Here is a 19,643-nt window from a genome sequence, read left to right on the forward strand (position 1 = left end):
ACTCGCTCCTTGCTCGTCGGTTAACTTCGTTCGTAGTTGAGGACCGCCAGTTCGGCATCGGAGACGGGCAGCACGGCCTTGATCTCCGCGTCGGTGGCGCCCGTGCGCAGCATGCCCCGGGCGAGCCGCAACACTTCGGCCCGGTTGCGGCGGAGGGATGCGGCGGGCTCGCCGGCCGCGGCCCGCTCGCCGAAACCGACGTACCGGACGTCGTCCCGCGGCCGATCGGCCGCGAGCGGCGGCGCAGGCGCGGGGGCAGCGGCGGGCGACGGGGCCTCGGCCGCTCCCGGCCGGGTCTTCCGGCGGAACATCGAATACATCACCATCGAGAGCGCCCCGGCGGCGAGATAGCCGGTCGCCGTGAGCGCCAGGTCGATCCACATGTCATTCGTCAGCGGCATAACTTCCATCCTAAGTCTTCAGGCCTGCAGGTCGATGTGCAGCGGGGCGGGCGGCTCTTCCCTGTCGTCGGCGTCCGCCGCGCGGTCCTGCGCCTGGTGTGGTTCGGTCGGGTCGTCGTCGCGGTTCTCCTGATCCGGCGGGCTCTCCTGTTTGCTCAGGTCGACGTCGACGATGAGCGGGTCGTCCGGCCCGTCGTCGGCGCGGCGGTCGCCGCCGGCCATTCTCCGCTTGAGCGCCCGTTTGAACGCTTCGCGGTCCTGCTCCTCGTTGGCCTTGGCCGTCTCGTTCACGCGGTCGTGCGGCGGCGGCGGGGGCAGTTTGTCAATCGTTTCAATCGAGGGCGGCATCGCGCGCCTGTCTCCTTTTCCCGCGTGCGGCTCACCCGGTCAGGGCGAACCGTTCGCGGACCATGCTCCGCAGCTTGCTCACCGCGCGCGTGTGGATCTGCGACACGCGCGACTCGGAGATCACCATGACCGCGCCGATCTCCTTGAGCGTGAGTTCCTCGTGGTAGTAAAGCGAGATCACGAGCCTTTCCTGCTCGGTGAGCCGGTCCATGGCGACTTCGAGGAACGACCGCAGTTCGCCGCGCTCGATTTCGCCGAGCACGGTGGCGCGGGTGGAATCCTGTATGGTTTCGATGCGCGGGACCTGGCGGTTGTCGTCCTCGCGGTAGATCACCTCGTCGAGCGAGAGGATCTGGGTGCAGGAGACGTCCTCGATCGCCAGGTGGAGTTCGCGCTCGCTGATTTTCATGTGTTTGGCCAGTTCGTTCTTCTCCGGCGGGCGGCCGAGTTCGTTTTCGAGGTCGACCAGGGCGCGTTCGATCTCGCGCGACTTGGCGCGGGTGGAGCGCGGCACCCAGTCCAGCGCCCGCAGCTCATCGAGGATGGCGCCCCGGATGCGGGGGACGGCGTAGGTTTCGAACTTGACGCCGCGGCCGGGGTCGAAATTTTTGAAGGCTTCGATCAACCCGATTACTCCGGTGTTGACGAGATCCGGCAGCTCCACCGAGCGGGGAAACCCCATCGCCATGCGCGACGCGACGTTGCGCACGAGGGGGATGTATTTGGCGAGCAACCGCTGCCGGGCTTCCGGATCCCGCGATTTCGAATACTGAGCCCAGTCACGCGCGGTCACATCCCATTTCCGAGTCTTCTTGGGTGTGATCTCGGGCGTGATGGTCTCGGCGACGCTCACGCGGCGCGGTTTGCAGCCGCGCTTTTTCGGCTCGACTTTGGCAGTGCTAACCATATGTCTGCTATTTCCTTATATCGGCCTCAGCCGGGTTAACCTTATCGTCCGCAAGGGTGAAAAGTCCGCACCGGTCCGCCCCTTCCGGGGTGAGCTCGCGGACCAGAGAACGGGCCATTCGAGTAAGTGCCTGAACGGCAAGAGAATGTTCGGCGGCCGCTGCCAGCGGCTGCTGGGCCGCCACCGCCGTCCGCACCGCCGCATCCTCCGGCACAAAACCCAGGCAACGCAGCCCCTCGCCCAAAAACCGCTCCGTCACCGCTCCAAACTTCTGGTGCAGGTACTGGGCCTCCTCCGCATCCGCCGCCCGGTTGATCACCAGTCGGCAGGCGATGTCGGCCCGGGCCTGGCGGATGTGCTTGAACAGACCGTAGCAGTCCGAGATCGAGGTCAGCTCCGGCACGACCACGAGGAGATTTATCTCCGACCCGTGGGCGATGAGGGTGGCGATCCGGGACCGCCCGGAGCTGTGATCGCACACGATGACATCGTAAGCGGCCCCTTCGGCGCGCAGCCGCTTGAGCATGGAGCCCACCGTCCCGGCCGACCAGGCCTCGGGATCACACAGGCGGGGCGAGACGCCGAGCAGGTCCAGCCGCTCGGCGAGCGGGGTGCGGCACTCGGCCAGCGACAGACGCCGGTCGATGAATTCGCCGATACCGACGGCGCAGGCGCGGTTGGCCAGGATGTGCAGGTTGCCGCCATAGACGTCGCCGTCGACGGCAAGGACGCGGAGACCGAGAGCCGCCAGCCGTTCGGCCAGGTTGAAGGCGAGGATGCTCTTGCCCACGCCCCCCTTGCCGGAGAGCACCGACACCAGGCGCGGCCCGCCCTGCGGGACGGCCGAGGCGGGGGCGACGAAGTGCAGTCTAGTCATCGGCCGCCTCCCTGCCGGTGAGCGTCGCGGCCAGCGCGGCCGGATCGGCGGCTTTGAGCCGCCCGAGGCCGCCGGGGCTGTCGGAGAAGAAGACCATCTTGACTTTGGCGGCGCGCGCGGCGGCAATGAATACGCCCTGGCGGCGGGTCACATCGAGCATGGTCGCCGCCAGGTGGGTGGGCCCGAACCAGCGGTAGCGGGCCGCCAGATCGATCGCATCGGCGGAGCGCATCGTCGCCGGGATCACCAGGAACCGGTAGCGGGCGCCGATTTTCGCCGCCGCCCGCACGAGCGCCTCGCGGCGATCGGGCTCGGCCGGCAGCGCCGGAGCATCGATCAGCGTGATGCTATCTTTGGTCCCGGCCTTGTCCGCGTGCTCGCCGGCGACTTCGGCGACATCGAGGTTGAGCAGGTCGGCGTAGCCGGCCAGTTCTTCATGGGCGCCGACTTTCTGAAAATCCACGCCGGCCAGCGCTACCTTCCGTTTCTCCACGGCAGCGAGGTGCGCGGCCAGTTTGCCCATGACCGAGGACTTCCCCGCCCCGGCCGGACCGACAAAGAGGACGCGGTCGCCCGGGCGGAACTTCAGATCCGGCACCATCAGCCGGGACAGCTCCTTCACCAGCTCGCTGCGGATTTTCGCCAGCGCGCCGGGGCCGAGGAACCGTTCCGGCCTGGCCAGCAGGAAAGCATCGATGAAATCTTCCGGCACATCGGCGTCGCGGAGGGAAGCGGCGACCGCCCGGATCGCGGGGTCGGCGATTTCCTCACCCCCGCGCGTCGCGCTGAGGCAGACGAGGCGGTCGAGGGTTGCCTCGATGCGGGCGAGCCGATCCTCGGAGGGGACGGGTGCTTCGGCCCCCGGTTCGTCGGCAAGCGGCTCGGGCCCCGCGTCTTCGACCGCGGCCGGGGCCGGCTCGCCGTCGGAAGCGACGGGGAGCCGGTTGACCGAAGCTGGGCGGCTGTCGAGGATGTCGGACATCCGGCCGACAGTCGGTTTTTCCAGGCAGGCGGTGATTTCCACCTGGGGCCGGTTGTACCGGTCGGTGAGCTGGCGCGTCTTGAGCACGATGGCGTCGCCGCCCATTTCCCGGCGCGCCTGTTTCATGGCGGCCGAGGCGGATTCTGCGGTAAACGACTTAATGATCATCCTGCAACCTCACCATTCCGGTCGAGATCACCTCGACGTCGGGGAGAATCTCGTTGTACGAGAGGACCATGAGGCCCGGGAAGCGCGCCTCGGCGAGGCGGCGCAGGGCCAGTCGGATATTGGGCGAACAGAGACAGGCCGGGTTGACGCCGGCCGCGTGCTGGAGGTCGATCTGCTCCCCGATCCGGCCGAGCAATTGCTCGGCCAGCGCCGGGTCGATCGCGAGCATCAGTCCCTGTTTGGTATTCTGCACGGAGTCGGCGAGTGTCTGCTCCACCGCCGGGTCGATGGTGAAGACGCTGATCCGCCCGCGGGCGTCTTTCGCCAGTTCCGTCACCTGGCGCCGGAGCGCCATGCGGGCGTACTCGGCCAGCACGTCGGCGTCCTTGGTCGCGCCGATGTAGTCGGCGACGGTCTCGAGAATGGTTGCCAGGTCGCGCACCGGGATTCGCTCGCGCAGGAGCTGCTGCAGGACTTTCTGCATCGTGCCGAGCGGGACGATCTCCGGCACGGTGGACTCGACCAAGGCCGGGTAGTCTTCCTTGAGCGTGTCGACGAGGTGCTGGACGTCCTGGCGCGAGAGAATTTCCGGGGCAGCCCGGCGGATCGTCTCGATCAGGTGCGTGGCGACCACGGCCGAGGGCTCGACTACGGTGTACTCGCGGGCCTCGGCCACCTCGCGGAGGTTCGGGAGAATCCAGGTCACGGCGAGGCCGAACGCCGGATCCTTGGTGTCGAAACCCTCGAGCTTCTCGCGGACATAGCCGGGATTGATGGCAAGGAGGTGGTCGGTCATGAGTTCAAAGCCGGCGACGCGGAGACCCTTGACCTTGATCTGGTATTCATTCGGCCGGAGCCGGATGTTGTCGCGGATGCGGATGGGCGGGACGACGATGCCCAGCTCGGCGGCGAGCTGTTTGCGGATCGAGCCGATGCGGTCGAGGAGGTCGCCGCGCTGGTTGGGGTCGACGAGCGGGATCAGGCCGTAGCCGATTTCCAGCCCGAGGGTGTCCACCTTGAGCAGGTCCTCGGTCCGCTCCTGGGTGCGGTGTTCCTGGGCGCGGGAGCGCTTCTTCGCCTCCTCCTCTTCCACCGCCCGCTTCGCCTGCAGTTGCGTGGTGAGGTAGCCGAGCCCGCCGACCACGCCGCCGAGGGCGAGGAAGGTGAAGGTCGGCATGCCGGGGAGGAATCCGAAGATGAGCAGGACGACGGCGGCGACCATGACCGCGCGCGGCTGGCGGGTGAGCTGGCGGGTGAGGTCGGTGCCCATGTTCGAGTCGGCGGCGGCGCGGGTGACGATGATACCGGAGGCGGTCGAAACCAGAAGGGCCGGGATCTGCGTCACCAAACCGTCGCCGATCGACAAGAGCGAGTAGGTGCGCAGGGCCTCGTTGATATCCATGCCGTTGATGGCGATGCCGATGATGAAGCCGCCGATGATGTTGATCAGGGTGATGAGGATTCCGGCGATGGCGTCGCCGCGGACGAATTTCGAAGCGCCGTCCATGGCCCCGTAGAAATCAGCCTCGCGGGCGATATCCCGGCGGCGCGCCCGCGCCTCTTCTTCTGTGATGATCCCCGCGTTGAGGTCGGCGTCGATGGCCATCTGCTTGCCGGGCATGGCGTCGAGGGTGAACCGGGCGGCGACCTCGGAGATACGCCCCGCACCCTTCGTGATCACCACGAACTGGATGATGACGAGGATGACGAAGACGATGAAGCCGACGACGTAGTTTCCCTGGACGACGAAGTTGCCGAAAGTCTGGATCACGTCGCCGGCGAAGGCCTGGCCGAGGATGAGCCGGGTCGAGGCGACGTTGAGGGCGAGCCGCATGAGGGTCACGATGAGCAGCATGCCGGGAAAGACCGACATGTCGAGCGGCCGCGTGACATAGAGGGTGGTGAGCAGCACGACGAGCGAGAAGGTGATGTTGAAGGCGAGGGCGAAATCGAGCAGCGGCGTGGGGATCGGGATGACGAGCACGCCGATGATGCCGATCACGCCGATCGCCAGGGCGATGTCGGAGCGGCTCACGAGCAGGTCGAGCAGGCCGGTATGGTCTTTCCCCGCCTTCATCTCAGTGCACTCCCTGTCCCTTGAGGCGGTAGACGTAGGCGAGCACCTCGGCCACGGCGCGGAAGAGCGCGGCCGGGATCATCTGGCCGACGTCGCACATTTTGAAGAGGGCCTGGGCGAGGGGGCGATCCTCGACGCAGGGGACGTTATGGGCGAGGGCGATTTCCTTGATCTTCTGCGCCACCAGCCGCTGCCCCTTGGCAACGACGTGCGGGGCGCGGTGCTCCTCGGGCGCATACTTGAGGGCGACCGCGTAGTGGGTCGGGTTGGTGATAACGACGTCGGCGGTCGGCACCGCCTCCATCATGCGGCTGCGGGCGATCTGGAGCTGGATCTGCCGCACCCGGGCCTTGATCTGCGGCGACCCCTCGGTGTCCTTGAACTCGTCCTTGAGGTCCTGCTTGCTCATGCGGATAGACTTCTCGAATTCGTAGCGCTGGTAGATGTAGTCGAGGACGGCGATGACGAGGATGACCGCACCGACCTTGAGCGCCAGTTCGAGCGCAAGCTTGCCCATGGCGGCGGCGATCTGCGCCACCGTCATATCGGCGAAGCGGTAGAATTCGGGGAATTCGGCGGCGATGACGCGGTAGGCGACGAACGCGACCACGGTGAGTTTCAGCAGGTCGCGCAGGAGCGTGACCGCCGAGCGGACCGAGAAGATGCGCTTGAAACCCTTGACCGGGTCGAGCTTGTCCAACTGCGGCGCAGCCGCCTTGGGGGTGATGCGGAAACCGACCTGGGCGACATTCACGCCGACCGCGATCACGGTCAGCACGGCAAACACCGGGCCGAGGATGATGAAGAACTTGAGGAGGTGGTTGCGGAAGACGCCGGTGAAGGTCGGGTCGGCCAGGGCGAGACTGGGCGCGTTGGCCATGGTCGCCCGCATGAGCGCCAGCGCCTGGCCGGCGATGTACGGCCCCATCAGGTAGAGGGTGACGAAGCCGAGGCAGATCACGGCGGCCGAGTTCAACTCCATCGACTTCGCGACCTGCCCCTCCTCGCGCGCCTTCTCCCGGCGGCGTGAGGTCGCCTTCTCGGTTCTTTCCTGGAAACTCTCGTCCGCCATTTCCCTTATGCCTTACCGAATGCGAGGTAGAGCACGCGCAATTCCCGATCGAGGTGGAGCGTCACTTTCTCCAGCACGTAGCCGAAGAGCGGGAGCGACAGGGCAAGCATGGCCAGCCCGGCCGCGATTTTGATCGGGATGCCGACGAAAAAGACATTCATCGTCGGCATCGTCTTGGCGATCACGCCGAGGGCGACGTCGGCGAGGAAGAGCGTGATCATGACCGGGGCGGCGATTTTGATCGCGATGACGAACACGTAGGCCGTGTACTTGATCAGCAGTTCGCCGACCGCCCCCGACGTCCCGGCGACACCGGGCGGGATGACCTCGTAGCTGTCGGCGAAGGCTCTCAGCACGAGGTGGTGGCCGCCGATCACGAAGAAGATCACGGTCGCGGTGAGGACCCAGAACTTGCCGATCACCGGCATCTGGCTGGAGCCATCGGTGTCCGGAAGCTCGACCATCGCAAATCCCATCTGGTAGCCGACGAGCGCGCCGCCGGTTTCAACGCCCATGAACAGGAGGCGGAAAACCAGCCCGATGATCAGCCCGACCAGAACCTCCTTGACCGCGAACCCGGCCAGCACCCAGAGCGAGTCGAAAGCCGGGAGCTGGGGCTGGCGGATGACGGAGGCGATGACGCCGGCCAGGAGGATGATCAGGCCGATCCGCACCAGGACCGGGACCGACTTGTCGCCGAACACCGGCGCCATCAGGAAGAGGCCGGAGGCCCGCATGATGACGAGGAGGAAGACCTGGAGAGCGTTGGCGCCGAAGTTTACGAATTCAAACAAGGGTCACAATCCTGGTTTATCGGTTATCGCCTTTTGCTATGTCAAATGGTGTGCCGAAGTGAAACGGCGGGGGCGGTACAGGTAAGTCGTTGGGAGAAAGCATCTTGCGGGACGGGAAAAATCGGGCGGGGGCCGCCGGAGAGCGGACTGCGGAAAGGTTTACCAGCAGTTGTGGGAAAAAAGTTCAGAGCGCGGAAAGGCCGCGGCCGGGATGTCGGCGGCCACGGACCGGGGAGCAGGGCGGGCGATAGGGGTTACGACAGGTCGGTGCGCGGGTCGGAGGATGGCGAAGACGCGGCGGCCTCTCCCCGCCCGAGCTGCGCGCGCAACCCTTCGGCCAGCGCCTCCAGGGCGGCGGCTTTGTCCCGCGTGCCGTAGAACTTGATGACCCGGCGTCCCGACTCGATGTGCATTACCGAGAGCACGGGGCGTTTACGGAATTCAATGCGCGCCGTCGCGGACAACGCGATTTCGTAGGTACGTACTTTGAACCACCGCCGCGTGATGAAGGCCAGCCGCGCGGGGCCGGAGACGAGCAGCCCGGCGTAGAACCGCCCGCCCGAAAATCCCTTGCCCGAATATACCCAGGCCCGCCGCCGCGGCGGATCGGTCGGCGGAAGGGCGTTGAGGGCCCGGCGGAAGGGGTCGGGGAGGTCGGTGTCAGAAAGGACCGGGGCCCCCTCATCCCCGCGCAGCGATCCGGTCACCGCGGCGAACTCCATTTTCGCAAGACGGAGGAGTTTCGGCCCGAGCCAGAACATCAGCGCCAGAAACAGCCCGACCGCCGCCATCCCCAGAGCGGGATAGCGCAGGAAGAGGAGGCTGCCGACGACGACGAGGACATCCTCAAACAGACTCACCAGGCTGTTGGAGACCGGTTCCGGACTCTGATTGACGATGAGCCGGGTCGCCGCTTTCGTCGAGTGGGACGACAGACTGAGGCCGCCGCAAACAAGCGCGGCGGCGGTCTCCCACACCGGGTCCATCCCCTGGAAGGCGGCCAGACCGAGCGCGGCCGCGCCAAGCGGTCGAACAAACGTATGCACGGCATCCCACGCCGAATCCACCCAGGGGATCTTGTCGGCGATGAATTCGACCGCGTACAGGAGACCGGCGATCACGAGCACGGCCGGGTGGGCAAGCACCTCCAGACCCTGCAGGGGGAGGGGGAGCGAAATGATGTTGTAGCGGACGGCAAGTCCGACCGTCAGCGCGGCGGCGTACAGGTTGAGACCCGACAGCAGCGCCAGACCGAACATCGACCCCAAAAGCGAGAGTGTCTGCATGCGGCAGGTTTCCTTCTGCACGCAAGCTACCGCTCTGCCGAGGAACTGTCAACAGCGTTCGGCCAACGGGACAACGGCCCACAGGCAAGTCACCATGGAGATGCCCCAGAGCGGACATTTCGCAGGCGGTTACGAAACATGCCCGCGGAGGTCTCCGTATGGGAGACTGGGATTGATCCTGCCGATGGGGATTCGGCGGGCGGCCGCCCTCGTACAGACGCGCGAGGCGTGCGGAGCGGAGTCACATCATCCGCACGCAAACGAGGCGGCGCCGCGTGCGCCGCACCAGGTCGGAGGTCGGCATGTCCATCTCGCACAGAGCTCTGGTCGCCGGTGGTCGGAAGGCACGACCATCCCGGCTGCGGGCGGTTGTCTGCGCCGCCCTCACTCTCGTCCTGCTCGCCGCGCCGGGCAGATCCGCAGCCGGGGCTCCCGGTCAGCTCGGGACCGGGCGCGCCCTGATTCCCATCACGCCCGAAAACGCCCCGAATGTCGCGTTGCTGGCAACGCTGTCGGAACACACGGGCGGCGTGTGGACGGCGGCGTTCAGTCCCGACGGCCGTCAACTGGCCTCCTGCGGCGAGGACGGCCGGGTGATCATCCGCGTGGTTGATTCACTGTCGCACACCCGGACACTGGGCGATTCCGAGTACTGGGTGGTCGGGCTGGCGTTCAGTCCCGACGGTTCGCAGTTGGCCGCCGGGGAGGCCGACGGGTTCGGAGGAGCTTACGGCCCGATCCGCATTTGGGACGCGGCGGCCGATACCCTCGTGCGGACGCTGTCGGGGCATTACGGGGGCGTCTGGAGTCTCGACTACCAGGAGAGCACGGGGATGCTGGCCTCGGGCAGCTTCGATGGGACGGTGCGGATCTGGGACCCGCAGACCGGCGCGCCGGTGCGCATCCTGAGCGGACACACGGCGGCGGTGCTCGCGGTAGATTTCAGCCCCACCCAGGACCTGCTCGCTTCGTCGGGAGTGGATTTCACGGTACGCCTGTGGCAACCCGCGACCGGCGACACCGTGCGCGTGCTCCGCGGGCACACGGGCAATATCGGGTACGTGGAGTTCAGTCCGGACGGATTGGCGCTGGCCTCATCGGCCGACGACCGGACGGTCCGGTTGTGGGATTTTTCGGACGGCAGTCTGCTCTGGTCGCGCGCGGCCGGCCAGGGCTGGGTGAACTGCGTGACTTTCAGCGGCGACGGGCGCCTAATGGCCACCTGCGGCCACGACGGCTCGGTGGTGCTGCGCGACGCCTCCACCGGGGCCGAGCTCAAACGGCTGGCGGGACACCAGGGTCCGGTGCTGCGCGGGGCGTTCAGCCCTGACGGCACGCTGCTGGCCACCGCCTCGTGGGACCTCACGGTTCGGCTCTGGGGCGTGGAGACGGACTTAGACGGCGACGGAGCGGACAATGACAGCGACAACTGCCCGAACGTCCCCAATCCGGGGCAGGAGGATGCCGACGGCGACGGGATCGGCGATGCCTGCTGCTGCACTGTGCGGGGCGACTGCACCGGCGATGCGGCGGTGGGAGTCGCGGATCTCACGTACTTCATCAGATACCTCTTCCGCGGGGGGCCGGCGGCGGGTTGCCCGTCGCACGCGGACATCAACGCGGACGAAACGGTGGGACTGGCGGACCTGACCTGCCTGATCGGCTTTTTGTTCCGCGAAGGGCCGGCTCCCGCGGCCTGCCCTTCGGCCTGGCGGTGAGGGGAGGGTCGTGTGCCGCCGGAGGGCGCCGACGGCCGGACAGCTCTACCCCACGAGCTGCGGGATGAGGTCGAACATGTGTCGCGTGAAGTCGGTCGCGATGTTGATCATCCAGGGGAGAAAGATCAGCAGCGCGAGCGCGACCGCGAGGATCTTGGGCACGAAGGTCAGCGTCATCTCGTGAATCTGCGTGACCGCCTGGAAGATCGAGATCACGAGCCCGACGATCAGGCCGAACAGGAGCATCGGGCCGGAGATCAAGAGGGTCACCGAAAGGGCCTCGCGGCCGATGGCCACCACCATTTCCTGGGTCATATGATCAGTTTCTCCGTCAATGGACCGGTCGTCATCACGCCGGGTTCATGAGGGTCCCGGCCACCTTCGTTACATCCGGAACGACTCCACGAGCGATTTCACCAGCAAGTACCAGCCGTCCACGAGCACAAACAGGAGGATCTTGAACGGCAGCGATACGATCACCGGCGGCAGCATCATCATCCCCATCGACATCAGCACCGACGCGACCACCATGTCGATCACGAGAAACGGAATGAAGAGGACGAAGGCGATCTGGAAGGCGGTGCGCAGTTCGGAGATCACGAAGCCCGGCACGAGGACGTGGAGGGGGATATCCTCCGGCGTCTCAGGCGGCTCGAGCTTGGCCATGTCGACAAAGAGCGCGAGATCCTTCTCGCGCGTCTGCGCCAGCATGAACTGGCGGAAGGGTCCGGTGGCTTTGTCGAAGGCCTCCTTCCCGCTGATCTGTTTGTCCAAGTAGGGCTTGATCCCCTCGCCGTACGATTTCTCCACGGTCGGAGCCATCACGAAGAAGGTCAGGATGAGGGACAAGCCGACCAGCAGTTGGTTGGGCGGCATCTGGTTTATCCCCATCGCGCTGCGCAAGAACGACATCACCACGACGAAGCGGATGAAGGAGGTGACCATGATGAGGATCGACGGGGCCAGGGCGAGGATAGTCAGCAAAAGGACGATCTGCAGGGTGGTCGACAGCTCCTGGGGATTGTCGGCCGACCCGACCTGGAGCGAGACTTTCGGCAGGCTCTGGGCCGAGACATCGGCCGCGGCGAGCAGAGAGGCGGCCGCGACGAGGGCGCCGAGAACAAGCAGCTTTTTCATATCCGATATTTCTTGTCGCGCGACATCCTGTCGCGCGGTGGCGCCCGCAGGCGCGGTAACGGGCACTTAGGCAGTCAGGACTGTGTCTTTCCTTTTCAAGCGGAGCGTGCGCAGTTTCCCGGACGCCGCTTTGAGCACGTTCGGAAACGTCTCCGCCTCTCCCCCGGCCGCCGGGGCGGCGAGGATCTCGGCGGTCTTCTCCGGAGACAGCTCGGTCAGCAGCGTGATCGCGGTTTCGGTGACCCCGACCAGGACGGCCTTGTCGGCGACCCGCACCAGCGAGATCGTCTTGCGGGGGGCCACGGCGGCGGTTTCGATGATCTCGAGCCGCCCGGAGCGGCCGAACCCGCCGCGCTTGCCGGCGAGCCGCCGGAGGGCGTAAATGCCGCCGTAGATGCAGGCGATGACGATGGCGAGGGCGCTCGCGATACGCACCAGCGAAGGGAGGGCCGACCCGGCGAAGGGTGCGGCGTCGGTCTCGGAGTTCGGCGCCGCCTGCAGGCGTCCGAGGTCGACGCCGCGCTCGGCCGAGGCCGGGCCGCCGTTGATTAGCGCGAGGCCGGCGATGGCCGCGCCGAGGATGAGGGCGAGGCCGATGGAGCGCCGCCGGGTCAGTTTACTGTTCATCGCTCAGCAGTTTCAGCCGCTGCTCCGGCGTCATGAGTTGGACGATGCGGACGCCGAAGTTTTCGTCGATGACGACCACTTCGCCGCGCGCCACGATTTTTCCGTTGACCAGCACGTCGACCGGCTCGCCGGCCAGCTTGTTCAGTTCGACGACCGATCCGGGCCCAAGCGAGAGGATGTCGGCGATCGACATCCGGGTGCGGCCGAGCTCGATCGAGAGCGGCAGGTTGACATCCATGAGCAGGCCGATGTTGCGGGGGGCCGGTTTGGCCGCCGGTTCGGAGAGGTGCTGGAACTCGGCCTCGGCCACCTCGGCCGACCCGAACCGGATGTCCTCGGGCGCGGTCTTCGATTGCTCCTGCGGGAGATCCTCCAGCATCGCCATCATGGCCGCGTCGGCCTCTTTGCCGGACAGTTGTTCCCGGGCGGCGGCCTGCCGGACCGCTTCGCGGGCGGCCGTCTCGGCCTCAGCGCCGGGCTGGGCCGCGGCGGCCGCGCCGCCGACCTCGTCCTGCGGCTGCGCGTGCGTCTGATCCGTCATTGCTTCTTCTCCTCCGATGAGCGTTCACATACATCGATAACCTGGAACGCGCGCTTCTTGCCCGCCAGGCCGGGCCGCGCCGTGTACTTGCGCCGGCGGTTGACGAAGACCTCGATGGGCGCGTTGATTTTCTTCTCCGACGGCACGACATCCCCGATGCGCAGGTCGAGGAACTCCCGCATGCGGATGGACGTGTCGAGCAGGATGGCCGACAGGTCGACGGCCACGTCGTTGAGATTGGTGAGATTCACGTCGCGGTCGGATTTCTGGAGCCGCTTCTTGGTCGCGTCGATCCAGTTCTGGGCCGAGAGCTTGGTGATGATCGGCTCGAGCGCAACGTAGGGGTAGCAGATGGTGAGCAGCCCGGTCGACTGGAAGATCTTCACCTGGAACGAGACCACCACGACCGTTTCGCCGGGCGGGACGATCTGGATGAACTGCGGGTTGGTCTCGAACGATTTCTGCTCGACCTTGATCTCGACGATGTTCTCCCAGGACCGTTCGAGGTCGCGGTAGAGCCGGTGGGTGAGCCGTCCCATGACGGAGCGCTCGATGGGGGTCAGCTCGCGCTCGGTCTCGAGGATCTTGCCGCTCCCGCCGAACATGCGGTCGATGAACGAGAAGGTCAGGGTCGGGTTGAAGTCGACCAGGCTCAGCCCGTCGAGCGGCTCCGCCGCAAACGTGCAGCTGCACGAGGGCGTCACCAGCGACATGATGAATTCAGTGTAGGTGATCTGGTCGACGCTGACGAGATCGACGTCGACGATGGTCCGCATGATCGTCGACAGCGACGAGCTGTAGTGCCCGGCGAAGTTGTCGTGCATGTTCTCCAGCGTGCGGAGCTGGTCTTTCGACACCCGGTTGGGGTGCTTGAAATCGTAGGCGAGGACGGACCGCATGCGATCGTCGCGCCCGCGCTCCGCGCCCGGGGCCGATTCGCCCGACGACACCGTCGTCAGCAGGGCATCGATTTCATCCTGGGTCAGGATCTTCGCCACGTCGGCACTCCCTCACTGCAGCACAAAGTCGGTGTAGTAGACGCCGGCCAGCTCGTCCGTCTTCATGAGCTCCCCCACCCGCTTCTTGATCTGGTAGCGGGTGATCTCCTTCTGCCGGGTGTCGGTGAGCTGGGCGACCGTTTTCGAGGACAGGATCGTGATGAGGGCGTCGCGGATAGCGGGCTCGCGGGCGCGGAAGGCGATCATCGCGGCCTCGGTCTTCACTTCGAACCCGATCGACACTGAGAGGAAGCGCGAGCCGCCGGTGCCGGCCGGGTTGATCACGAGGTCGTCGATAGTGAAGATGCGGGCGGCGTCGGCGCCGCCGCCGTGCCCGCCCCCGGACTCTTTCCTGGTTTCCGCCGGCGCGGTCTCGGCGTGCGGCGCGGGGGCGGCGGATTCGGCGGCCCCCGCCGGCGTCTCCGGCGACGGCGCGAGCATCGGTTTGACCACGCCCAGAGCCAGCACGATGCCGACGACGACGGCGGCCAGGCCGATGCCGCCGAACAGGAGCAGCTTCTTCTTCCCGCCCGGGGCCGGGGCCGGCTGGTCCGGGGGAGGCGCGGCCGCCGCGGGGGTTACGGCCGTCTTCTCGTTCTTGTCACTTTCGTTCGGCATGGCGTTCTCCTATCGCGCGGGCCCGCCGTCCGGCGCCGGGGGCGCCGGGACGGCGGTCGCGCTGGTCCGGCGCGCCCCGACCCGGTTCGTCCGAAAGACGAACCATGATCTCGCCGTCGACATTGACGAACGTCACCGGTCCCGGAAGCGATTCCAGGAAGCGGATGAGTTCGGCGGTGTACTCGAACGGCACTTCGTTATGTCGGGTCACGCGAATCATCTAGTCGCTACCTCTTGATGTTGACCAGTTCGTCGAGCATGTTGTCGGAGGTCGTGATCACCCGGGCGTTGGCCTGGAAGCCGCGCTGGGCGGTGATCATCCCGGTAAACTCCTGGGCAATGTCGACGGCCGAGCTCTCCAGGGCGCCGGAGAAGATCTGTCCGGAGATGGTCTGCCCGGCGACGCCCTCGACGGCGCTGCCCGAGTTGGCGCTCTCCTGGTACATCGACTTCCCCGCTTTCCGCAGACCGGACTGGTTGAAGAAGTCGGAGAGCATGACCTGGGCGAGCAGGCGGGTGACGCCGTTGTTGAAGATGCCGGAGATGTTGCCGGCCTTGTCGATCGCGATCTTCTCGAGGATGCCCACGCCGTAGCCGTCCTGGCGGACGATCGAGGCGGTGTGGGTTCCGGAAGCGAACCCGGTGAGGCCGTCGAAACTGAACGCCGTGCCCGGGTTGACCACGACTTCCATGTTTTCGGCGCCGTTGTTGGGGTTGATCGTGATCGCTTCGTTGCCGCCGTTGTAGGCGAACGAGTTGAGCGAGCCGTCGGGGTTGAACTGGACATACCCCGACCCGCCCGTGAGCACCGTCTCCGTGCCGAGGGTGGCGACAGACCACTCCCAGCGGTTGGTGAGGGCGGAGCGGAAGAACTCGATGGAGAGAGTGTGGCGGCCGCCCTGGGAGTCGAAGACCGTGATCGAGGCGGTGTGGGTGGTCGACTCGGTGTCGATAACCAGGTCGTTGCCGTTGGTGGCGCCGATGCCGGCCTGTCCGGCGGTGATTTCGACGCCGCCGTCGCCCAGCCCGCTGAGCCCGGTCACCAGGCCGGTCCGCTCATCGACAACCAGGCCGAGCTGGGTGACAAACGGTCCGCCGGCTGTCCCGGATCCCTGGAGGGGGGTGAAGGTGTCGGTCGCCACGAGCGTGGTGTCGGCGCCGCCGGAGGTGGCCACGGTCGCGCCCAACCCGGCGCCGAAGATCGTGTTGAGCACGTCGCCGGCCCCGGCCGGGGAGCTCACGATGTTGTAAGTGGCGTGGTCGCCGGCCCGCGTCCGCATGATCGTGATCGCGCCGGATCCGTCGAGGCTCGCCGACACACCGGCGATCTGGTTCAGGGAGGCGATGAGTTCCTCGACCGTGGTGGTAGCGCTCAGTCCGGAGATCGTCTCCGTCCGGGCGCCGTCAATGGTCAGGCTGAAGTCGGAGAAGTCGGTGACGCCGAGGGCGCCGAGGGTCTGCGCGCCGGTCATTCCGGCGGTCGCGCTGGTGACCGTGTCGGCAATCGCCTGGTCGCCGGTGATGCTGACGCGGTGGGTGCCGCCCACGCCGTCAAGCGCGGTCCCGGACACCAGGAGGACATTGGAGTCGCCCGATTCGACGAGCGCGGCATTGGCGTCGCTCGCCGAGGCGTCAAGATTGGCCGAGAGCCAGATTTCCTCGGTGGCGTTGGCCGGATCCTGCTGGCCGAAGGGGAGCCGGATGGGTCCGGTGGTCGCCAGCGAGGGGATCTGGCCGGTGTTGTCGGCCATGCGGCCGAGGACGTACAGGCCGTTGGAGGGATCGACGAGGGTGGCCTGGGAGTCCAGCCCGAAGGCGCCGGCCCGGGTGTAGAAGCGGTTGCCGTTGGCGTCGCCGAGGATGAAAAACCCCGAGCCCTGGATGGCCAGGTCGAGGATCTGGCCGGTCGTCTCGAGCCCGCCCTGCTGGAAGAGGTTGTCGATCGAGGCCACTTCCATCCCCAGCCCGAGCTGGACCGGGTTGGTGCCGCCGGTGATGGCCGAGGGGCGCCCCGCGCCCTTGAACGTCTGCACGAGCGCTTCCTGGAAATTCACACGGCTGGTTTTGAACCCCACGGTGTTGATGTTGGCGATGTTGTTGCCGATCACGTTCATTTTCACCTGGTGGTTCTTCAGTCCGGACACACCGGCATACAGTGATGCCATCATGATGTGCGTACCTCCGTTTTGCCGTCGCCGGGCCTCTCCATCCCAATGGAGGCCGACCCGCGGTGCGATGCAGTGTTATGGTTGGTGTTCATCACAGTTCTCACAGGATGACGGCCGAGTCGATCGACGTCACCACGCCCTCGCGCAGGTTGTCGCGGTCGAAGGCGGTGATGACGGTCCGGTTGGGCACGGCCACGACCAGGGCCGCCTCGTCGGTGAGGACGAGCGTTTCGCGCGAGCCCTTGGCGGCGGCGCGGTCGATCGCGTCGGCGATTTTCGCCAGCGTGGCATCGCTCAGCGCGATCCCGCGCGAGAACAGCCGCTGACTGGCGTGTTTGGAGAAATGCACGGCCCGGTCGGCCGCCAGTTCGCGGGAGAACATCTCCCGGAACGACCCCTCTCCGGCCTGGGCCGGCCCGGCGGGGGCGGTCCGGTTGGCGATCTCGATCAGGTTGACCGGGCGCTGGCCGACTGCTATCGGCTGGGGCGTGATCTTCATCGTAACGTCCTTCCGCTTCTCCGTCTCCCGGCGTCACTCGCCGCCGAGTTGCCCCTCTTCGGCAATGGCCGCCACGTCGCCGAACGGGATCTCCATGCCGTCGACGCGGAAATAGGCGGCGCCGTCGCGGTAGGTCACCGCTTCGACCACGCCGCGCATGCCCAGCTTGGGAGTGTATTCGGCCCCCGCGCCGTCGACCGCCCGCACCGCCACCGCGTACGATCCCTCCGGCACCCGGTTGCCCTGGGCGTCGGTGCCGTCCCAGGTGAAAGTGTGTTTGCCGGAGGCAAGGTTCTCGTCGGTGAGGGTGGCGACCACCTCGCCGTCGGCGTTGGTGATCTTGATTTCCACGCTGGCCACGAAGCGATCGGTGGTGATGGTGAGCGACGGCTCTTTTGAACCGTCGAAGTAGATCGTGTCGTAGGAGGCCTCGACCTCTTTGCCGATGAGTCCCGCGGCCATGACGTTGTTGATGGACTGCATCTGGAGGTAGTCCCACTTGTTGGATTCGGCGATGCCCTCGGCGATGTTGGTCATCTGTTCGAGCGAGGAGAACTGGGCGAGCTGGGCGATGAAGTCTTCATCCTCCATCGGATTGAGCGGATCCTGATTCTGCAGTTTGGTGACCAGCAGCTGGAGGAAGTCGTCCTTGCCGAGCTGCTGCAGGCTTCCGGTCTGCCCGCTGTTGGCGGCCGCCGACATGAGTCCGCCGACGGTGGTGTTGGTGATTTCGCTCATGGTCGTCTCCTATGCCAAAACATCCACCCCGCCGGCGCCGAGATAGCCGGACGATCCGGTCGCGGGGACCGCGGGCGGGGCGGGGGCGGTTTCATCGTCTCGGTCGAAGCGGCCTCCGGAAGCGCCGGAGCGTGGCCAGTGCGGCGCGTGCTGCGCAAACCACTGCCCGCGCGCCCCCTGCTGGCCGATCGCCACTTCGATGTGATCCACTTTTATGTCCGCCCGGGCGAGGGTCTCGACAAGGCGGTCCAGGGAATTCTCAATCGTGTGTTTCGCGCGGGCGGTCTCGACGATGACCCGGGCGGAGAGATGCTCGTCGCGCACCGTCAGGTGGAGCCGGGCCGGGCCGAGATGCTCGGGGTCGATGCGCAGTTCGACCGAGTCGCCGCCGGGGCGGAGGGCCGTCTTCACGTCCGCCGGCAGCGTGAAACGGGCGGGCGGCGTCTGCACCCGCTCGCCGGCGGCCGCCGTGCGGAGATCGTCTGCGCCGGCGCCTTTGGCCGACCCGGCCAGGGTCGCAGCCGCCTCGCCGGATGCATCGGGGGCCTTGCCTCTGCCCCCTGCCAGCGTGAGGAACCGGATCTCGCGGGTCAGAGGGAACAGACGGCTGTCGGTGAAGTGTCCATCGGCAGTGTCTGGTGCGGCGGCGGCCGGGCGCGGCGTTGTCTTGGCGCCCGCCAGGGCCGCCCCCGGGGTTCCGGGCGAAGCCGGGCGCGCCGCCCGATTCTGCAGGAGGCGAAAACGAATATCGCTGCCGGCGGGCGTGGTTACAATCACCACGTCCCGACCGGCATTTTCAGCGAGGATTTCAAATTTGCAGGGAGCCTCGGACGAAGCAGCCGCGCCGCCCGCCTGCGCCGATCCGTGGCCGGCGGCAGGCGTGACCACCAGCTCCTTGAGGCTGACCTTCTCAAACCAGCTCTCGAGTGCGGTCGGCGATGCGCCGCTCTCCAGCGGGACCCGGGCCGCGGACGCAGGGACGGACACGTGGGGAGCCGGGATCTCCGACGGCTGCGGCAACGGCAGCGAAATGCGAATGGCCGGGTGCCCCGGGTCTTTCGGGGAAAGATCGAGCATCAGCCGGCCCTCGGCCGCGCGCGCGTCGGTGATTATGTACGCACCGGCCGGGAGCGTGTCGAGCGGCTGCGGGGTAAGATCCTGAATCAGTTGCAGTGCGGCCGGGGTGGGAACGAAAGTTCCGGTTCCGATAGATCCCGGCGGGTTCGTCGCCGCCGGGGAGTATTCGTCCGAGACAGCAGCGGCCTGGATCGCCGCCCGCCCCTGGAGGACCGACCGGGCCTTGTCATAAATGTCACCGCTCGTCGTCTCCAGCGCCTCGAAATCCCATCCCGGCGAAACGAGGAGGTCGTCCAAGAGTGCGCGTTCACCGTCGCGTGTCGCCGGGACAAGCGGACGGCAGGCGGCGGCCAGAGTATCGTCGGCGGGCCGAGCGGTCTGACCGGGGACCGAAGCGGCCTGCGTCCCCGATGGCATCGAGGCGGTTTTCGCCAACGGAAGGAGCGATGTCACCCGAGACGGGCCGAGGGCGGTCTGCATGAGAGCGCCGAACAGCAGTTCCGGCGGAGCGCCCGCCTCTTTCCCGGCCGTCGCCCCGGAGGGTTCGACTGTCGGCAGTGGCGCGACTCCGAGCAGGAGGTTCATAATATCGGGTGACAGGGTCGGCATC

The 19,643-nt window shown here is 66.8% G+C and carries 21 protein-coding genes; 1 reads left to right on the forward strand and 20 read right to left on the reverse strand.

Annotated elements, in window-relative coordinates; translation table 11 throughout:
- Positions 1-20: 20 nt before the first annotated feature.
- The 9 genes from KA261_12480 to KA261_12520 form a co-directional block, all read right to left on the reverse strand.
- Positions 21-401 (reverse strand): hypothetical protein, encoded by a 381-nt coding sequence (locus KA261_12480; GenBank protein MBP7698618.1) that lies wholly within the window; start codon positions 399-401, stop codon positions 21-23.
- An 18-nt stretch (positions 402-419) separates the two neighbouring features.
- Positions 420-749 carry a hypothetical protein gene (locus KA261_12485; GenBank protein MBP7698619.1) on the reverse strand — a complete coding sequence of 110 codons (330 nt, stop codon included), beginning with the start codon at positions 747-749 and terminating at the stop codon, positions 420-422.
- 31 nt (positions 750-780) lie between these two features.
- Positions 781-1,656, reverse strand: coding sequence for a FliA/WhiG family RNA polymerase sigma factor (locus KA261_12490; protein ID MBP7698620.1), 876 nt, complete (start codon positions 1,654-1,656; stop codon positions 781-783).
- 7 nt (positions 1,657-1,663) lie between these two features.
- Positions 1,664-2,533, reverse strand: coding sequence for a P-loop NTPase (locus tag KA261_12495; GenBank protein MBP7698621.1), 870 nt, complete (start codon positions 2,531-2,533; stop codon positions 1,664-1,666).
- Positions 2,526-3,683, reverse strand: a complete 1,158-nt coding sequence (locus KA261_12500; protein MBP7698622.1) for a hypothetical protein — start codon at positions 3,681-3,683, stop codon at positions 2,526-2,528. Before KA261_12500 ends, KA261_12495 begins: the two co-directional genes overlap by 8 nt.
- On the reverse strand, positions 3,673-5,760 hold the full coding sequence (gene flhA / locus KA261_12505; protein ID MBP7698623.1) for a flagellar biosynthesis protein FlhA: 2,088 nt from the start codon (positions 5,758-5,760) through the stop codon (positions 3,673-3,675). The genes KA261_12500 and flhA overlap by 11 nt, the downstream gene beginning before the upstream one ends.
- A gap of 1 nt (position 5,761) precedes the next feature.
- Positions 5,762-6,832, reverse strand: a complete 1,071-nt coding sequence (gene flhB, locus KA261_12510) for a flagellar biosynthesis protein FlhB (protein MBP7698624.1) — start codon at positions 6,830-6,832, stop codon at positions 5,762-5,764.
- 5 nt (positions 6,833-6,837) lie between these two features.
- A complete protein-coding gene (gene fliR, locus KA261_12515) occupies positions 6,838-7,626 on the reverse strand; it encodes a flagellar biosynthetic protein FliR (protein ID MBP7698625.1) in 789 nt (262 codons plus the stop codon).
- Positions 7,627-7,880: 254 nt separating this feature from the next.
- Positions 7,881-8,912 (reverse strand): DUF4126 domain-containing protein, encoded by a 1,032-nt coding sequence (locus KA261_12520; GenBank protein ID MBP7698626.1) that lies wholly within the window; start codon positions 8,910-8,912, stop codon positions 7,881-7,883.
- A 302-nt stretch (positions 8,913-9,214) separates the two neighbouring features.
- Here KA261_12520 and KA261_12525 point away from each other — a divergent pair, with 302 nt between their 5' ends.
- Entirely contained in the window at positions 9,215-10,630 is a 1,416-nt protein-coding gene (locus KA261_12525) for a thrombospondin type 3 repeat-containing protein (GenBank protein ID MBP7698627.1), read from the forward strand.
- Positions 10,631-10,675: 45 nt separating this feature from the next.
- Here the strand turns inward: KA261_12525 and fliQ are convergent, their stop codons facing one another.
- From fliQ to KA261_12580, 11 genes are all read right to left on the reverse strand, one after another.
- A complete protein-coding gene (gene fliQ / locus KA261_12530) occupies positions 10,676-10,945 on the reverse strand; it encodes a flagellar biosynthesis protein FliQ (GenBank protein MBP7698628.1) in 270 nt (89 codons plus the stop codon).
- Between the two features lie 69 nt (positions 10,946-11,014).
- Positions 11,015-11,767: a flagellar type III secretion system pore protein FliP gene (gene fliP, locus KA261_12535; GenBank protein ID MBP7698629.1), complete on the reverse strand. Its 753-nt coding sequence runs from the start codon at positions 11,765-11,767 to the stop codon at positions 11,015-11,017.
- Between the two features lie 66 nt (positions 11,768-11,833).
- Positions 11,834-12,394: a flagellar biosynthetic protein FliO gene (fliO, locus tag KA261_12540; GenBank protein ID MBP7698630.1), complete on the reverse strand. Its 561-nt coding sequence runs from the start codon at positions 12,392-12,394 to the stop codon at positions 11,834-11,836.
- Positions 12,384-12,782: a flagellar motor switch protein FliN gene (gene fliN, locus KA261_12545; protein ID MBP7698631.1), complete on the reverse strand. Its 399-nt coding sequence runs from the start codon at positions 12,780-12,782 to the stop codon at positions 12,384-12,386. Before fliN ends, fliO begins: the two co-directional genes overlap by 11 nt.
- A 149-nt stretch (positions 12,783-12,931) precedes the next feature.
- Positions 12,932-13,933, reverse strand: a complete 1,002-nt coding sequence (fliM, locus tag KA261_12550) for a flagellar motor switch protein FliM (protein ID MBP7698632.1) — start codon at positions 13,931-13,933, stop codon at positions 12,932-12,934.
- 12 nt (positions 13,934-13,945) lie between these two features.
- On the reverse strand, positions 13,946-14,551 hold the full coding sequence (locus tag KA261_12555) for a flagellar basal body-associated FliL family protein (protein ID MBP7698633.1): 606 nt from the start codon (positions 14,549-14,551) through the stop codon (positions 13,946-13,948).
- Entirely contained in the window at positions 14,535-14,771 is a 237-nt protein-coding gene (locus KA261_12560) for a hypothetical protein (protein MBP7698634.1), read from the reverse strand. The genes KA261_12555 and KA261_12560 overlap by 17 nt, the downstream gene beginning before the upstream one ends.
- Positions 14,772-14,778: 7 nt before the next feature.
- Complete coding sequence (locus KA261_12565) at positions 14,779-16,719, reverse strand: flagellar hook-basal body complex protein (GenBank protein MBP7698635.1); 1,941 nt, start codon at positions 16,717-16,719, stop codon at positions 14,779-14,781.
- A gap of 100 nt (positions 16,720-16,819) precedes the next feature.
- Positions 16,820-17,218: a hypothetical protein gene (locus tag KA261_12570; protein ID MBP7698636.1), complete on the reverse strand. Its 399-nt coding sequence runs from the start codon at positions 17,216-17,218 to the stop codon at positions 16,820-16,822.
- A 33-nt stretch (positions 17,219-17,251) separates the two neighbouring features.
- Positions 17,252-17,956: a flagellar hook assembly protein FlgD gene (locus tag KA261_12575; protein MBP7698637.1), complete on the reverse strand. Its 705-nt coding sequence runs from the start codon at positions 17,954-17,956 to the stop codon at positions 17,252-17,254.
- A 9-nt stretch (positions 17,957-17,965) separates the two neighbouring features.
- Positions 17,966-19,642, reverse strand: coding sequence for a flagellar hook-length control protein FliK (locus KA261_12580; protein MBP7698638.1), 1,677 nt, complete (start codon positions 19,640-19,642; stop codon positions 17,966-17,968).
- Position 19,643: the final 1 nt, after the last annotated feature.

The sequence above is a fragment of the Candidatus Zixiibacteriota bacterium genome (assembly GCA_017999435.1).
GTDB lineage: Bacteria > Zixibacteria > MSB-5A5 > GN15 > FEB-12 > JAGNLV01.

What these genes read in the sequence shown, in the direction of transcription:
- KA261_12480 (MBP7698618.1), bottom strand. Translation starts at nt 401, where the DNA reads ATGCCGCTGACGAATGACATGTGGATCGACCTGGCGCTCACGGCGACC.
- KA261_12485 (MBP7698619.1), bottom strand. Translation starts at nt 749, where the DNA reads ATGCCGCCCTCGATTGAAACGATTGACAAACTGCCCCCGCCGCCGCCG.
- KA261_12490 (MBP7698620.1), bottom strand. Translation starts at nt 1,656, where the DNA reads ATGGTTAGCACTGCCAAAGTCGAGCCGAAAAAGCGCGGCTGCAAACCG.
- KA261_12495 (MBP7698621.1), bottom strand. Translation starts at nt 2,533, where the DNA reads ATGACTAGACTGCACTTCGTCGCCCCCGCCTCGGCCGTCCCGCAGGGC.
- KA261_12500 (MBP7698622.1), bottom strand. Translation starts at nt 3,683, where the DNA reads ATGATCATTAAGTCGTTTACCGCAGAATCCGCCTCGGCCGCCATGAAA.
- flhA (MBP7698623.1), bottom strand. Translation starts at nt 5,760, where the DNA reads ATGAAGGCGGGGAAAGACCATACCGGCCTGCTCGACCTGCTCGTGAGC.
- flhB (MBP7698624.1), bottom strand. Translation starts at nt 6,832, where the DNA reads ATGGCGGACGAGAGTTTCCAGGAAAGAACCGAGAAGGCGACCTCACGC.
- KA261_12520 (MBP7698626.1), bottom strand. Translation starts at nt 8,912, where the DNA reads ATGCAGACACTCTCGCTTTTGGGGTCGATGTTCGGTCTGGCGCTGCTG.
- KA261_12525 (MBP7698627.1), top strand. Translation starts at nt 9,215, where the DNA reads ATGTCCATCTCGCACAGAGCTCTGGTCGCCGGTGGTCGGAAGGCACGA.
- fliQ (MBP7698628.1), bottom strand. Translation starts at nt 10,945, where the DNA reads ATGACCCAGGAAATGGTGGTGGCCATCGGCCGCGAGGCCCTTTCGGTG.
- fliP (MBP7698629.1), bottom strand. Translation starts at nt 11,767, where the DNA reads ATGAAAAAGCTGCTTGTTCTCGGCGCCCTCGTCGCGGCCGCCTCTCTG.
- fliO (MBP7698630.1), bottom strand. Translation starts at nt 12,394, where the DNA reads ATGAACAGTAAACTGACCCGGCGGCGCTCCATCGGCCTCGCCCTCATC.
- fliN (MBP7698631.1), bottom strand. Translation starts at nt 12,782, where the DNA reads ATGATGGCGATGCTGGAGGATCTCCCGCAGGAGCAATCGAAGACCGCG.
- KA261_12555 (MBP7698633.1), bottom strand. Translation starts at nt 14,551, where the DNA reads ATGCCGAACGAAAGTGACAAGAACGAGAAGACGGCCGTAACCCCCGCG.
- KA261_12560 (MBP7698634.1), bottom strand. Translation starts at nt 14,771, where the DNA reads ATGATTCGCGTGACCCGACATAACGAAGTGCCGTTCGAGTACACCGCC.
- KA261_12565 (MBP7698635.1), bottom strand. Translation starts at nt 16,719, where the DNA reads ATGATGGCATCACTGTATGCCGGTGTGTCCGGACTGAAGAACCACCAG.
- KA261_12570 (MBP7698636.1), bottom strand. Translation starts at nt 17,218, where the DNA reads ATGAAGATCACGCCCCAGCCGATAGCAGTCGGCCAGCGCCCGGTCAAC.
- KA261_12575 (MBP7698637.1), bottom strand. Translation starts at nt 17,956, where the DNA reads ATGAGCGAAATCACCAACACCACCGTCGGCGGACTCATGTCGGCGGCC.
- KA261_12580 (MBP7698638.1), bottom strand. Translation starts at nt 19,642, where the DNA reads ATGCCGACCCTGTCACCCGATATTATGAACCTCCTGCTCGGAGTCGCG.